General features: G+C 61.1%; 14 protein-coding genes and 1 tRNA gene. 5 read left to right on the forward strand and 10 right to left on the reverse strand.

The genetic code is table 11. The annotated features are described in order from the left end of the window. Window positions 1-117: 117 nt before the first annotated feature. A tRNA-Lys gene (locus HMPREF3104_RS04015) sits at window positions 118-190 on the reverse strand. Between the two features lie 86 nt (window positions 191-276). After that, entirely contained in the window at window positions 277-1,779 is a 1,503-nt protein-coding gene (locus tag HMPREF3104_RS04020) for an acetyl-CoA hydrolase/transferase family protein (protein ID WP_070494502.1), read from the reverse strand. 166 nt (window positions 1,780-1,945) lie between these two features. Here HMPREF3104_RS04020 and dusB point away from each other — a divergent pair, with 166 nt between their 5' ends. Both dusB and HMPREF3104_RS04030 read left to right on the forward strand, forming a co-directional pair. Beyond that, window positions 1,946-3,085: a tRNA dihydrouridine synthase DusB gene (gene dusB, locus HMPREF3104_RS04025; protein ID WP_141738119.1), complete on the forward strand. Its 1,140-nt coding sequence runs from the start codon at window positions 1,946-1,948 to the stop codon at window positions 3,083-3,085. Next, window positions 3,075-3,746, forward strand: coding sequence for a phosphate signaling complex PhoU family protein (locus HMPREF3104_RS04030; protein WP_083278922.1), 672 nt, complete (start codon window positions 3,075-3,077; stop codon window positions 3,744-3,746). Before dusB ends, HMPREF3104_RS04030 begins: the two co-directional genes overlap by 11 nt. A 56-nt stretch (window positions 3,747-3,802) precedes the next feature. On the opposite strand, the gene pstB is transcribed toward HMPREF3104_RS04030, so the two are convergent. The 5 genes from pstB to mshD form a co-directional block, all read right to left on the reverse strand. Beyond that, the gene (pstB, locus tag HMPREF3104_RS04035; RefSeq protein WP_052206230.1) at window positions 3,803-4,576 is read right to left on the reverse strand and encodes a phosphate ABC transporter ATP-binding protein PstB; all 774 of its coding nucleotides are present in this window, start codon (window positions 4,574-4,576) and stop codon (window positions 3,803-3,805) included. Window positions 4,577-4,613: 37 nt separating this feature from the next. Continuing rightward, window positions 4,614-5,555 (reverse strand): phosphate ABC transporter permease PstA, encoded by a 942-nt coding sequence (gene pstA, locus HMPREF3104_RS04040; protein WP_052206228.1) that lies wholly within the window; start codon window positions 5,553-5,555, stop codon window positions 4,614-4,616. Window positions 5,556-5,573: 18 nt separating this feature from the next. Next, window positions 5,574-6,638 carry a phosphate ABC transporter permease subunit PstC gene (pstC, locus tag HMPREF3104_RS04045; RefSeq protein ID WP_070494504.1) on the reverse strand — a complete coding sequence of 355 codons (1,065 nt, stop codon included), beginning with the start codon at window positions 6,636-6,638 and terminating at the stop codon, window positions 5,574-5,576. Between the two features lie 179 nt (window positions 6,639-6,817). Next, complete coding sequence (gene pstS / locus HMPREF3104_RS04050; protein WP_070494505.1) at window positions 6,818-7,966, reverse strand: phosphate ABC transporter substrate-binding protein PstS; 1,149 nt, start codon at window positions 7,964-7,966, stop codon at window positions 6,818-6,820. Between the two features lie 189 nt (window positions 7,967-8,155). Beyond that, window positions 8,156-8,974: a mycothiol synthase gene (mshD, locus tag HMPREF3104_RS04055; RefSeq protein WP_070494506.1), complete on the reverse strand. Its 819-nt coding sequence runs from the start codon at window positions 8,972-8,974 to the stop codon at window positions 8,156-8,158. Between the two features lie 23 nt (window positions 8,975-8,997). Here mshD and HMPREF3104_RS04060 point away from each other — a divergent pair, with 23 nt between their 5' ends. Then, a complete protein-coding gene (locus HMPREF3104_RS04060) occupies window positions 8,998-9,639 on the forward strand; it encodes a heme-binding beta-barrel domain-containing protein (protein WP_052206220.1) in 642 nt (213 codons plus the stop codon). 2 nt (window positions 9,640-9,641) lie between these two features. On the opposite strand, the gene HMPREF3104_RS04065 is transcribed toward HMPREF3104_RS04060, so the two are convergent. Beyond that, on the reverse strand, window positions 9,642-10,538 hold the full coding sequence (locus HMPREF3104_RS04065; RefSeq protein WP_070494507.1) for an aminodeoxychorismate lyase: 897 nt from the start codon (window positions 10,536-10,538) through the stop codon (window positions 9,642-9,644). A 40-nt stretch (window positions 10,539-10,578) separates the two neighbouring features. Here HMPREF3104_RS04065 and HMPREF3104_RS04070 point away from each other — a divergent pair, with 40 nt between their 5' ends. Together HMPREF3104_RS04070 and HMPREF3104_RS04075 are read left to right on the forward strand one after the other, a co-directional pair. After that, on the forward strand, window positions 10,579-11,619 hold the full coding sequence (locus HMPREF3104_RS04070; protein ID WP_070494508.1) for a CAF17-like 4Fe-4S cluster assembly/insertion protein YgfZ: 1,041 nt from the start codon (window positions 10,579-10,581) through the stop codon (window positions 11,617-11,619). Between the two features lie 91 nt (window positions 11,620-11,710). After that, window positions 11,711-11,956, forward strand: coding sequence for a DUF3073 domain-containing protein (locus HMPREF3104_RS04075; protein ID WP_052206216.1), 246 nt, complete (start codon window positions 11,711-11,713; stop codon window positions 11,954-11,956). A 147-nt stretch (window positions 11,957-12,103) separates the two neighbouring features. Here the strand turns inward: HMPREF3104_RS04075 and purM are convergent, their stop codons facing one another. Both purM and purF read right to left on the reverse strand, forming a co-directional pair. Beyond that, the gene (gene purM / locus HMPREF3104_RS04080; protein WP_052206214.1) at window positions 12,104-13,165 is read right to left on the reverse strand and encodes a phosphoribosylformylglycinamidine cyclo-ligase; all 1,062 of its coding nucleotides are present in this window, start codon (window positions 13,163-13,165) and stop codon (window positions 12,104-12,106) included. Next, entirely contained in the window at window positions 13,166-14,632 is a 1,467-nt protein-coding gene (purF, locus tag HMPREF3104_RS04085) for an amidophosphoribosyltransferase (RefSeq protein ID WP_236587337.1), read from the reverse strand. Window position 14,633: the final 1 nt, after the last annotated feature.

Consider the following 14,633-nt stretch of genomic DNA (forward strand, 5'->3'; position numbering starts at 1 on the left):
GACACGCCGCAAATCCACACGAAATGTCCCTTAAGCCGCAAATCCACACGAAATGTCCCTTAAGCCCACAAACCCCCAGGTACGCAAAATGCCCCGGCGTTAACCGGGGCATCACGGTGGGCCCTGCGGGGCTCGAACCCGCGACCTGCGGATTAAAAGTCCGTAGCTCTACCAGCTGAGCTAAAGGCCCGACGCGGATATCCTAGCGCCCCGCCGACGCATGCCGGTAATCGGGGCGCGGACTACCCGCGGATGATGCGAGTCAGGAACGCAGTCCTACTTCAGCATCGTGCCCGTCTCTTCAATGCGGGTGTGGAAGTCGAAAGCGTGGCGCAGGTCGTGCGGCGTTGCCTGGTACTTGCACTTGGATGCCAGCTCGACGTACTCCTCCAGCAGCGGACGGTAGGTCGGGTGCGCAATCGAGATCATCTTTGCCACGCGGTCACGCGGTGCCAGGCCACGCAGGTCGGCCACACCGTACTCGGTGATGAACACCATTGCGTCGTGCTCCGTGTGGTCAACGTGGGAGACCATCGGCACGATTGCAGAAATCGCGCCGTCCTTAGCCACAGACGGGGAGATGAACGAGGAGATGTAGGCGTTACGGGTGAAGTCACCGGAGCCGCCCAGCGCGTTCATCAGACGGGAGCCGTTGATGTGGGTGGAGTTGGCGTTGCCGTAGATGTCCGCCTCGATCATGCCGTTAGACGCGATCAGGCCCGTGCGGCGGATGACCTCCGGGTGGTTGGAGATGGACTGCGGGCGCAGGATGATGGACTCGCGGTAGCGCGACGCCTCATTGTTCATCTTCTCTGCGTATTCCGGCGACAGGGAGAACGACGTTGCGGAGGCAACGGTCATCTTGCCTGCGTCAATCAGGTCAACCATGCCGTCCTGGATGACCTCGGTGTATGCCTGGATGTTCTCAAACTTGGAGTCCATCAGGCCCGCCATCACGGCGTTCGGGACGTTGCCTACGCCGGACTGCATCACGTAGCCGTCGTAAGTAAGGCGGCCAGCCTTCACCTCGTTCTCCAGGAAGTCGAGGAAGTTGCCAGCGATTTGCTCGGAAACCTCATCCGGCGCCTTGAACGGGGCGTTGCGGTCCGGGTCATTGGTCTCAATGACGGCAACAACCTTCTCCGGATCAATCTCAATGTAGGTGGTACCGATACGGTCACCAGCCTTCACAATCGGGATCGGAATACGGTTCGGCAGCGCCGGCACGGTCCAGATGTCGTGCATGCCCTCAAGTTCCTCGGACTGCCAGGAGTTGACCTCAATGATGATCTTCTTGGCGGCGTTGAGGAACTCAACGGAGTTACCCACGGAGGAAGACGGGACAATGTTGCCCTCTTCAGTAATGCGGACGGCCTCAACAATTGCCAGGTCAACCTCACCGAAGAAGCCCTGCTCCACCATCATGCCGGAGTGGGACAGGTGGATGTCCTGGAACTTCATCTCGCCCGCGTTGATCTTGTTACGCATCTGCGGGTCAGACTGGTACGGCATGCGGTAGCGCAGCGCGTTTGCCTCAGCCAGCACGCCGTCGCACTCCGGTGCCGTGGAAGCGCCCGTGTACAGGTCAATGGAGAAGTCCTGGCCCTTGGCGTGCGCTGCCTTGGCCTTCTCTGCGATTGCTGCCGGCATGGCCTTGGGGTAGCCAGCGCCGGTAAAGCCGGAGGTACCAACCTTGTCGCCGTGGTTGACAAACTGAACTGCCTCTTCGGCAGTCATGACCTTGTCACGCAGTTTTGCATAGGCGATGCGATCGCTCATGTGATCCCTCTCTCTTCATAAGTACCGGTTACTCACCCCGGCGCGGTGCCGGAAATAACCGATTAGTTACAGTGCGTCCCTATTGTGACCTATAACGCACCGGACGAACGTCGAAAAGCAAAAAGTCCTACCCCCGAAAGTGTGAGTCATGGGAAAATGGGCAGCTATGCGTATAGGGGAAATTGAGACAAACTCCCCCGTCATCCTTGCTCCGATGGCGGGGGTGACAAACATGCCGTTTCGCGTGTTGTGCCGCGAAATTGAGCAGGAGCTCACCGGCACAGCATCCGGACTCTACGTCTGCGAGATGATCACCGCGCGCGCAATGGTGGAACGCAACGAAAAGACGATGCACATGACCACCTTCGCCGACGTGGAGCGCCCTCGCTCCATGCAGCTATACACCGTGGACCCGAAATACACGTACGAAGCGGTGCGGATGATTGTGGACGAAGATATTGCAGACCACATTGACATGAACTTCGGCTGCCCGGTGCCCAAGGTGACTCGGCGTGGCGGTGGGTCGGCAATCCCATACAAGCGCAGGCTGTACGGCAACATCGTGCGCGCAGCGGTGGCCGCAACCGAAGGCACCGATATCCCGGTGACGGTGAAGTTCCGCATCGGGATTGATGATGACCACCACACGCACCTCGATGCCGGCCGTATCGCCGCCGAGGAGGGCGCTGCGGCTGTTGCGCTGCACGCACGCACCGCGGCCCAACGCTACTCCGGCAACGCACAGTGGGATGAGATTGCGCGCCTGGTGGAGCATATGGACGGCACCGACGTGCCGGTGATTGGCAACGGCGACATTTTCGCCGCCGAGGACGCGGCGCGCATGATGGCACAAACCGGCTGCCATGGCGTTGAGGTCGGCCGCGGCTGCCTTGGCCGCCCCTGGCTGTTTGCACAGCTTGGCGCCCAGCTGCGCGGCGAGGACGTGCCACCAGAGCCCACGCTGGGACAAGTAGCACGCATTATTTACCGCCACGCAGAACTGCTTGCCCAGCACGATGGTGAGGACCACGCGTGTCGTGACATTCGCAAGCACACCGGCTGGTACCTGCGCGGTTTCCCGGTGGGCGGAGAGTTTCGTAAGCAGCTTGCACAAGTCACGTCGCTGACACAGCTTCAGGCGTTGTTGGACACGATTGCTGATTCCACAGAGCTAGCCGACAATGCTGATGATGCGCGCGGCCGCCAGGGCTCGCCCTCCAAGGTCTCGTTGCCTGAGGGGTGGTTGGATGATCCGGAAGATGAGACAGTTCCGGAAGGAGCGGAGATAGAAAACAATGGTGGATAGCACAGGCTTCGGGCGTGACCCGGTGCCGCTGCGCTTGGTGTACCGCGATGAACTGCGCAACTACACCGAGGACATGGTCGCGATGGCCAAGCTTGCTCGGGAGAGCATGCGCCACGCCTCGCAGGCCTTGGCGGATCAGGATCTTGAGGCTGCCGAAGGCGCGATGACGGAGTCCGATGCGCTGGGGGATATCCACCGCAGGTGTGAAGACCGCGCGTTGCAGCTCCTTGCGCGTGAAACCCCGGTGGCTACGGAGCTGCGCCAGGTGCTTGCGTACATCCATGTTGGCCAGGATCTGATGCGCATGAGTTCGCTGGCCAAATCTGTGTCCAAAATCGCGCGCCAGTACCACCCCTCCCCCACACTGCCCGCAGAAATAGTGCCGCTGGTGATGAATATGGCCAAGGCCGCCGACACCATGGCCGAGCGGGTCTGCGCCATGATTACGGATGGCACACAGGAGCTTTCGCTTGACGACGCTGACGATGTCATCGACACCATCTCCGCCGAACTCACCGACGCCGCAAAAAGCGAAGCGTGGCAGTACACAAACTGCCACGCTGTTGATACCGCGCTGATTTCTCGCTTCTACGAGCGTTTTGCTGACCACTGTGTCAGCATCGCCCGCCAACTGACGTTCATCGCGACCGCCGAGCGGTAGCTAGGGGTAAAACCCTAGCTACGAACCCTAGCTACGAAATGGTTTCGCTGGAGCATTTAGCCGAAGCGACCGGCGATGTAGTCTTCGGTTTCCTTCTGGTCCGGGTTCTCGAAGATCTTGGTGGTGTCGTTGAACTCCACCAGGTGGCCCGGTCGGCCGGTTGCCTCCAGGGAGAAGAACGCCGTCTTGTCAGACACACGCGCAGCCTGCTGCATGTTGTGGGTCACGATCACGATGGTGAAGTCTTCCTTCAGCTCGTGGATCAGATCCTCAACGGCCAGGGTGGAGATGGGGTCGAGGGCGGAGCACGGCTCGTCCATAAGCAGGACCTCCGGGCGGACCGCAATCGCGCGAGCGATGCACAGACGCTGCTGCTGACCACCGGAAAGGCCGCCACCCGGCTTGTCCAGGCGGTCCTTGACCTCGTCCCACAGGTTCGCGCCACGCAGGGACTGCTCGGCAACCTCGTCGAGCTTCTTCTTGTTCTTCTCACCAGACAGGGTCAGGCCGGCAACCACGTTGTCACGGATGGACATGGTGGGAAACGGGTTGGCCTTCTGGAACACCATGCCGATGGTGTTGCGCACGGACACTGGGTCGACGCCCTTGCCGTAGATATTGTGGCCGTCCAAAAGGATCTCGCCCTTCACCGAGGCACCGGGGATGACCTCGTGCATGCGGTTGATGGTGCGCAGCACGGTGGACTTACCGCAGCCCGACGGGCCGATGAACGCGGTCACGGCCTGGGCCGGAATCTCCATGTTCACGTTCTGCACGGCGTGGAAGTCGCCGTAGTAAATGTTGACGTCTTTCAACGAAAGCTTGGACATCAGTATTTCTCCTGTAATTCGAAGGTGTTACGGCGGGTTACTTCTTCTTCACCGAGTACTTGGCTGCGATGAAGCGGGCGAGCAGGTTCAGTGCAACAACGATGATCACCAGGGTCAGCGCCGCACCCCACAGGCGTTCATTCGCCGGACCGGTGGCGCCGGTCTTCCACATGTCAAGCATGAACAGCGGCAGCGAGGACTGCGGCTGGTTGAACATGTGGGTCAGGTTCATCGCCGGGTTGGAACCCACAAGGATCAGCACCGGGGCGGACTCGCCCATGACGCGTGCAATTGCCAGCATGATGCCGGTGACAATGCCGGACAGCGCGGTTGGCAGGACAATGCGTGCGATGGTCTTCCACTTCGGCACGCCCAGCGCGTAGGAAGCCTCACGCAGATCCATCGGAACCACGCGCAGCATCTCCTCAGTGTTGCGAACAACAACCGGGATCATGAGCAGGATCAGCGACAAGGACACGGCGAAGCCCGAACGCTGCTGGCCCAGGATGGTGATCCACAGCGCGTAGATGAACAGCGCCGCAACAATAGACGGCACGCCGGAGAGAATATCCACCATGAAGGTGGTCAACTTGCCCAGCCTGTTGCCGTTGGAGTACTCCACCAGGTAGATCGCGGTGAACACACCCACCGGGATGGAGAACACGGAAGCAACGAAGGTTTGCAGCAGCGTACCGGCAATTGCGTGGGCTGCGCCGCCGCCTTCCTTGGAAGCGCGGACACCGACCATGTCCTGGGTCCACCAGGCTGGGTCAACAACGACCTTCCAGCCGTTAATAAGCACGGTGAACAGCACCCACAGCAGCGGAATCAGCGCCAGGATCATGCAGAACCACATGACGCCACCCATGATGGAGTTCGTGGTCTTACGCCCGCTGGAGATGTGGGTGAACGGCGTTGCGTTGGCCGACGTGCTCGGCGCGCCTGCGCTGGGATTCTGGCTTGAGATAGCGGTAGACATTGTGTTTGCTCCTCCTGCCTACTTGCTCTTGTTCACAATCGCGCGAGCGATCGAGTTGACAATGAATGTGAGGATGAACAGCACCAAACCAGCGGCGATATAGGCGCCAGCACTGATCGGGTTGTTGAACTCCGCTGCGGCGTTTGCAATTGCGGTAGCAAAGGTAGTGCCGCCGTCAAAGAGCGAACCGCGGTAGTCGTTCGCAGGTGCGACCACCATGTACAGCGCCATGGTCTCACCCAGTGCACGGCCCAGGCCCAGCATGGCACCGGCGATGAAGCCGGACCAGCCGAACGGGATGACTGTCATACGGATCACTTCCCAGCGGGTAGCGCCCAGCGCCAGGGCGGACTCGATCTGGCCTGGAGGGGTCTGCACGAACACCTCGCGGGCGGTTGCCGCGATGATTGGCAGAATCATGATCGCCAGCACAATGCCACCGGTAAGCACGTTGCGCGCCGTGGAGAACGGCGGGGAGTTTTGGTAGGTGGCAAACAGGAAGAACTCTCCACCCCAGCTGTTGATCCAGTCGTAAAACTTGCCCAGCTTCGGGCCAAGCACCTGCGCACCCCACAGACCGAACACGATCGAAGGAACAGCGGCAAGCATGTCCACCAGCGTGCCCAGCGGGCGCACCAGGGACTTCGGCGCATAGTTGGACAAGAACAGTGCAATACCAAGCGCGATCGGCATCGCAAGAATCAGCGCGATCAGCGAAATGGTCAGCGTGGAGAAGAACAGGTTCGGGATACCGAACTGCATGTTCTCCAAGTCGGAGGTGCTCCACGGTCCGCCGTAAGTGAAGAACCCAAGCACACCGCCTTCATTACGGGACAGTGGTGGAATTGCCTGGCGAAGCAGGAAGAGACCAACCGCTGCCACCAACACCGTGATCAGGGTTGCGGAGATCGTGGAGAGAAATTCAAACACTCGGTCACCGGGACGCTTCGCGCCAGCGCCACGGCCGGACGTTGTGATAGCAGATGCATTCGCGTCCTGCTGGTCATCGCCCTGCATAACGGGAGTTGCGGTGGAGCGCTGCACTACCGGATCAGTGTTTGGTGACAGGTCATTGTCAGCCATAATTCGCAGTTCCTTTAGTTGGATGAGAACAAAAGCCTATGGGGCGCGGTTGCCGCGCCGAGTAGAAACTTCCTGCATAGGTACGCCCCCCAATCGACGAATGTCGTGGGGGGCGCACTCGCCATCCGCGCTACTAGCGCGGTGAGCAGACGGTCAAAGACTGCACGCTTTGACTCGTCTTACTGGATTGCGTTGACAGCCTCGCGCAGACGCTCAGCGTGAGCACCGGTGACCGGGATGAAGCCCTCAGCCTCCAGCTCATCGTCCTGGTGGTCCAGTGCCAGGTTCAGGAAGTCCTTGATCTGGTTGGAGGTTGCCTCGTCGTAGCCAGCGGAGCAGACGATCTCGTAGGTGGTCAGGATCAGCGGGTAGGAGTCAGCCGCATCGGAAGCGAAGAGCTTATCCGCGTCAACCACCATGTTGTGGCCTTCGGTCTTGAAATCCATGTTGGCCAGAGCGTTGCCAACGGTGTCCTTGTTCAGCTCAACCGGGCCGTGGCCGAAGTCGATGTTTGCCTTGTTGTCAGCGAAGCCAGCCTCAACGTAGGTGATTGCACCGTTGGTTGCGTTAACCTCCTGTGCCACACCGGTGGAGCCGTTAGCGCCGGTGCCAACTTCCTGCGGGAAGGCCTTGCCCTCGCCGGTCCACTTGCCATCAGAAGCGGCAGCCAGGAACTTCTGGAAGTTGTCGGAGGTGCCGGACTCGTCAGAGCGGAAGAACACCTGGATCGGCAGATCCGGCAGGGTTGCGTCCGGGTTGGACTCAGCCAGAGCCGGGTCGTTCCAGTTGGTGATGGTGCCCTGGAAGATGTCAACAATGTTGTCAATGGTCAGGTTCAGCTCATCAACACCGTCGATGTTGTAGGCAATTGCAACCGGGCCGATAACGAACGGCAGGTGCCACGCCTCGTTGCCACCGCAGCGTGCGGCAGCTTCCTCAACCTGCTCGTCCTTCAGCGGGGAGTCAGAGCCAGCGAACTTCACCTGGTTTGCAATGAAGTTCTTCTGGCCAGCACCGGAGCCGGACGGGTTGTATGCCAGGTTGGCGCCCGGAACTTCCTTGGCGTAGATCTCGCCGAAGTAGTCCATTGCCTTCTGCTGGGAGGAAGCGCCCTCAGCAACCAGTGCACCGGTCTCGCCGGACAGTACGTAGTCGCCAGCAGCTGCGGTCTCAGAGCCCTCAGCCTGGGTCTCGGCAGCCGAAGACTCAGCAGCGGTCTCGGTAGCAGCGGTGTCGGTGTCGTCGGAGCTGTTGCAAGCAGCGAGGGAGACAGAGGAAACTGCAACGACGCCAGCGATTGCGGCGGTGCGCTTGATGTTGCGGATCACGGGATAACCTTTCAGGTCATTGGTAGCTCGTTCAAAGAGAATCGGCGCGGGCTGTACGCCTTCGGCACACAGCGCCTCCGATTACTCACAGCTGCTAAACGTAGAACCTCATGGTTAACCGAGGGTTGCGTGCCAAGTGAACAATCAGTGAACACGCGCTCCTCGCAAACATATCCGCAGCGTATCGGCCTATTTCTGGTACATCACATGTGATTCAGCAATTGTGAAACCAGCCTGAGAATATCGCTTCACAGCAGGCTCATTATCGGCCTCAACATAGAGGATGACCTGCGTAGATCCACCCTCCAAGAGGGACTCCAACCCCAACTGCAAAAGCGGTACCCCCAACCCCTCCCCCCGATGGGCTGAAGACAGGCCAATGACATACACCTCGCCGACGTTTCCGGGGTGGCGTTTCGTCCAATGAAAGCCTGCCAGCTGCTCCCCCTTGTACAGCAGCCACACGCCTGCCGGATCAAACCAGTCGGTGTCCATTGCGCTGCGCAAACGCGCCAGATCCCAACCGCCCTGCTCGGGATGCCAATCAAAAGCGTCATTGTTTACATCCAGCCACGCCTGCTCCACGCTCTCGCGCCCGAAACGCTCAACGGCCTGCGCGTACGTCAACGCTGCAAAGCCTTCCGGAAGCTCAACCGGGCCGCGGCTAACCTGATCGGCACCGATGGACATCACCAGCAGCTCGCGCACCGGCCGCAGGCCTAAAGACTCCGCTGTGGCTTGGGCCGCGGGCAGGTTGCCGTGGGCCCACAGTTTGGGGTGGTTGACGTTGGCGTCGATAAGCCTGAAAAGCTCCTTCGCCTTACCCTGCCTGCGGCAATCAGGGTGCACGACAAGCTCAACACTGCCGTCCGGGGCTGCAAGGGCCAAGCCGCCATCCACCGTGAAGCGTGCATAATCGCCATCCAGGCCGCGCAGGAACGCCTCCGACAACGGGGCCACACCGTCGTGGTTTTCCGCAGCTTGCACAAGCTCTAAGTAGTCAGTCATGGTGCCAGGCTACCCTTGAGTGCATGACTGAAAATGAGAACCAAAACGACAAGCTCAACGGCAGCGACGCCGTCAACCTCGCCGCCGAACAATCCAAAGCAACCGCGCACCGCAACATCCCGGGCCTCGGCTTCGAAGAGTTCCCGCTGGAAGACGACACCGCGAACCTGCGCCAGGGCCCCTCGCTTCACGACGGCCTGTTGGCCCTCCTCCCCCTCGTCGGCGTCTGGCACGGCAGCGGCCAAATCAACGAGCAGGGCGAAGAATACGCCTTTGGCCAGCAGCTGATCTTCTCCCACGACGGTGGCAACTACCTGCGCTTTGACTCCCGCATGTGGCGCCTGGATGAAAACGGGGAGTCAACCGGCCCGGAGCAGCGTGAACTCGGTTTTTGGCGCATCTCCGAAAAGGACGAAATTGAGGTTGTACTGGCCAACCCGCGCGGCCTGGTGGAGATCCTCTACGGCAGCATGCGCAATGAGCGCGCGTGGCAGCTGGAATCTGCATCCACCATCGCCACCGAAACCGGCCCTGCACACCACGGCCCGGGACGCCGCCTCTACGGCCTGATGCCCAACAACAACCTCGGCTGGGTGGACGAGCGCGTGGTCGACGGCGAGCTGGTGCCGTACATGTCGGCAGAGCTCAAGCGCATCGCCGGCTAGCGCTAGCGTGCTGCGGCGGAGATCAGCGCTTTGATCTCCGCTTCATTTTCGGGGGTGGCAAGCTTCATGCCATCAATGTGGGTCACGCGTGCGCACGTGCGTGTCGACGACACGAGCCACACCGACTCCGCCTTCAACAGCTCGTTGATATAGATGTCTTTGGCTTTGCACTTGAAGCCTTCCTTTTCAGCGAGCGCGAAGAGCGCCGCCTGCGTCGTGCCGGCCATCACCCCCGGCCCTGGCGCCGGGGTGCGCATGCGTCCGCCTTTCTTCAGCATGATGACGGTACTTGTGGCGCCTTCCAGCACACGGCCGGTCTCGCGCTCCACGTAAATCACGTCATCAGCGCCCTGCTCGCGCGCCCAGCGCAGCGCCGCCATGTTCGCGGCGTAGTTCAGCGTTTTCGCCTCCCCCACCATCCACGGCACTTCCGGATCCGCCACAAACCCGCGCGGGGTGGTCACTACCTTCACGCCGTTGTCGCGCTGTTTGCGCACATCAGGGTCGATATCGCGCACGGTCAGCCAGGCGGTGGCCACACCTGTGGTCTCCCGGCCGCGGCTAAGCGTCCAGGTGCATTTGGCTTCCTTGACTTCCTTCGGGTTGCCGCCGCGCTCCCGAACGTAATCCGCCACCGCCTCTTCGGTGGCTTTCAGCCAGTGCTCCTTATCCGGCACCGGCAGTTCCAACGCTTCCGCCGAACGTGCAAACCGCTCCAGGTGACGCTCCACGTTTCTCGGTTTGCCGTTCCGGATCAGGATGGTTTCAAATACACCGTCTCCGCGCGTGACGGCTGCGTCGTCCCAAAACACGTGCGGCGTGTTCGGGTTCTGTCTGCGGATGGATCCGCCGTAGGGCTCTACCAGGTAGATGACGGGTTCTGGCGCTAGGAGTGACATATCTACCCATTATGCCCTTATGATCGGGGCCGTGACTCGAATGTTCTCTATTGATCTTCCTGGTGCCGTTGCTGATCCGGAGACGCACGTTGCGCTCCACTTCGGGGATCCTTTAGCTGAACAGCGTGCGTTGGCTGACACGCCGACGCTGATTGACCGCTCGTATCACGACGTCATCGCCGTTTCCGGCCCTGATGCCGCGTCGTTTTTGAACAACCTTCTCTCCCAGAAGCTCGACGATGTTGCCGCCGGTTTCGGCGCCTTTGCGCTTGATTTGAACGCCCAGGGCCACATCCTGCACCACGTTGGCGTGATGTTTGACGGCTCAACGTTCTACCTGGACATGTTGCCGCAGCAAAAGGCGTCGTTCCTTGAATTTTTGCAACGCATGGTCTTTTGGTCCGACGTGACCATCGAGGAAACCGACCTCGTACTGGTCTCCACCTTCGGCCGGCCGCTCGACGGCGCCGTTGCCACCCGCACCCGCCGTTTCGGGAGCTTTCTGCTTCACGACGCCCTGTTATCCCCCACCACCGTCACCCCCACCCTGGACGCGTGGCAGGCCAACGGCGGTCGCGTTGCAGGTTTGATGGCGTACACCGCGGCCCGCGTTCGCGCGGTCGAGCCGGAGCTGGGTGTGGATCTTGATGAGCGCTCCATCCCCCACGAAGCGCCCACCCTCATCGGGCGTGGCGATCACCTCGGCGCCGTCCACCTGCACAAAGGCTGCTACCGGGGTCAGGAAACCGTGGCGCGTGTGGAAAACCTCGGCCGTTCACCACGCCTATTGGTGATGCTGCAGCTCGACGGCTCCGCCCCCGAACTGCCCGCCCCTGGTGCCGAGATCACGCTTGGCGGCCGCAAGGTTGGCCAGTTGGGCACCGTGGTCCAAGACGCCGACTACGGCCCCATCGCGCTGGCGCTGGTGAAACGCTCTGCGCTTACAGACCCCGCCGTCCCCCTCGATATTTCCGGCGTGGCGGCCAACGTTGACCCAGACTCCCTGCCCGCCGAAGAAGGTGAGCGCGCAGGACGTGCCGCCATTGACAAACTCCGCAGCGGCGTGAATCCGCGCAGGTAGATGGGCGGAGGGGAATTTTTTGGTGGCACCCGCTATTATGTCTGGCAGGACAAATACGATTAGATAAATAGCACCTCAAGGGGGTCACGCCATGGGCCGCGGACGCGCCAAAGCAAAGCAGACCAAGGTAGCTCGCCAGCTCAAGTACAACTCTCCGGAAATGGACCTCGATTCCCTGCAACGTGAGCTTGCAGCGCAGGTCCCAGGAGGCTGGGCCGAGGACGACGATGAGGTGGACGACCAGTACGGCGACTACGCCGACTATGCCGACTACGGCAACTGGGACGATGAGGATGAGGATGAGGACAACCGCGGCCAGCGCCGCGTTGCTCGCTAACTCCCCCACCTTCTCACTGCAGCTCGCTGCCGCAGCCTAACAGCCGCAGCCTAACCGCAGCCAGCTGCACCTGTTTGCAACGAAAAGAGCGCAACCCCGAGCCAATACGCGGGGTGCGCTCTTTTCGCGTGCCGTTTTTCGGCGCAGCTAGTACTGCGGGTGCTCGCCGGTGAGCAGGGCGCGGGGTTCGTCGTCGTTGGTGGCGGCGCGGACCTCACCAAGCACCCAGCTATCAATGTGGCGTGCGGCCAAAATGGCTAGTGCACGGTCGCGGTCGCTAGGCGACACAACGGCAACCATGCCCACACCCATGTTGAAAGTCTTCTCCATCTCCGCATCCGGCACCTGGCCGACAGAGCGGATGGTGCGGAAGATCTGGCCCGGGGTCCAGGTGGCGCGGCGCATTTCTGCAACCAGGCCTTCTGGGATGATGCGCTCCATGTTGCCCACCAGGCCACCGCCGGTGACGTGGCAGAAGGTACGCACTTCGCACTCGGCGGCCAGCTCAAGGCAGTCAAGAGCGTAGATGCGGGTGGGTTCAAGCAGCTCCTCACCGAGCGTGCGGCCAAGTTCCTCGATGTGGCCGTCAAGCGGCAGCCCGGCGCGCTCCAGAAGCACGTGGCGGGCAAGGGAGTAGCCGTTGGAGTGTAGTCCGGAGGATGCCATGCCGATGATGATGTCGCCTTCGCGCACCAAGTGGGGGCCGAGCAGCTCATCGGCCTCGACGACGCCAACTGCGGTTGCGGAGACGTCGTAGTCATCCGGGTTCATTACGCCGGGGTGCTCTGCGGTCTCGCCACCGAGAAGGGCGCAGCCTGCCTGGACGCAGCCCTCTGCAATGCCGCCGACGATCTCGGCTACCTTCTCCGGCACAACCTTGCCAATTGCGATGTAGTCCTGCAGGAACAGCGGCTCTGCGCCGCAGACGACCAGGTCATCCACGCACATGGCTACCAGGTCAATGCCAATGGTGTCGTGCTTGTCCATCGCCTGGGCAACGGCCAGCTTCGTGCCCACACCATCAGAGCCTGCGGCCAGCAACGGCTCCTTGTACTTGCCCAAGGCAAACAGACCGGCAAAGCCGCCGAGTCCGCCGCGGACCTCCGGGCGGGTGGCGCGCTTGGCGTGCGGCGCGAACAGTTCAACGGCCTTGTCGCCGGCTTCGATGGATACGCCTGCGGCCTCGTAGGAAATCTCGGGGTTACTCATTTACGCTTCGGCGCCTTTCTTCATGCGGCGGACAAGGTCCGCGTTCGGGTTGCCCTCCGGCAACCCTAGTGGGTAATGGCCGGTGAAACACGCGGCACAAAGGTTCTCGGCATCCTGGTGGGACGCCGCAACAATATCGTCAATCGGCACAAACGCCAGGGAGTCTGCACCAATCATGGTGCGGATAGATTCCGCGATCTCCTCATCCGAGCCACCGCGGCCATGGTTTGCAATTAGCTCACCGGGGCTGGCGAAGTCAATACCGTAGAAGCACGGCCACTTCACCGGCGGCGAGGCGATACGCACGTGCACCTCCGCAGCACCTGCCTCACGCAGCATGCGGATCAGCTTGCGCTGCGTGTTGCCGCGCACAATGGAGTCATCCACCACGATCAGCTTCTTGCCTTCAATGACCTGGCGTACCGGGTTGAGCTTCAGGCGCAGGCCCAGCTGACGCAGGGTGTCGGAAGGCTGGATGAAGGTGCGGCCCACGTAGGCGTTCTTCATCAACCCCTGCTTGAACGGGATGCCAGATTCTTCGGCGTAGCCAATCGCAGCCGGGGTGCCGGATTCCGGCACCGGCATCACCAGATCACCCTCGACTGGATTGACGCGCGCCAGCCTGCGGCCGATTTCAATGCGGGAGTTGTTGACCGTCTGGCCCTCAATCACCGAATCCGGGCGGGCCACGTAGACGTACTCAAACACGCAGTGCGCGCGCGTGGTCTCGGCGTAGCGCTTGGAATGCACACCCGTCTCATCAATCCAGATCAACTCGCCTGGCTCGATCTCACGGACAAAGGCGGCGCCCACAATGTCCAAAGCACACGTCTCAGAGGCAACCACCCAGCCTTCTTCAAGACGTCCCAACGAAAGCGGCCGCACACCATGCGGATCACGTGCGGCGTAGAGCGTGTGCCCGTCCGTAATCATGAAGCAGAAGGCGCCGTGGATGCGTGGGAGGAGTTGCTCGCATGCGTCGAGAAGCGTGTGCTCCTCACGAATCAGAGCCGCCAACAACGCAGAGACCACCGCAGTGTCAGAGGAAGAGCCCTGGCCCTGCACGCCATCGGCAGGCACCAGCTTCTTCTCAATGGCTTCCGCCTGCAGCTCCGCGTAGTTGACCAAGTTGCCGTTGTGCGCCAACGCCACATCAGTGCCGTTTGGCGACGTCCGGAACATCGGCTGCACGTTATCCCAACTATTCCCACCCGCGGTGGAATAACGGGTGTGGCCAATCGCCACATCACCCTGCAGCGCGCCCAGGACGGTTTCATCGAAAACTTGGCTGACCAAGCCGGTGTCCTTAAACACCACGATGTTTTCCTTATCGCCAACAGCAATGCCGGCGCCTTCCTGACCACGGTGCTGCAGCGCAAACAACCCGAAATACGTCAGTTTAGATACGTCTTCTTTCGGCGCCCATACCCCAAAGACGCCGCACTCTTCCCTGGCTTCACCTTGCACG

The sequence above is a fragment of the Corynebacterium sp. HMSC30G07 genome (assembly GCF_001806945.1).
Taxonomy (GTDB): Bacteria; Actinomycetota; Actinomycetes; order Mycobacteriales; family Mycobacteriaceae; genus Corynebacterium; species Corynebacterium riegelii.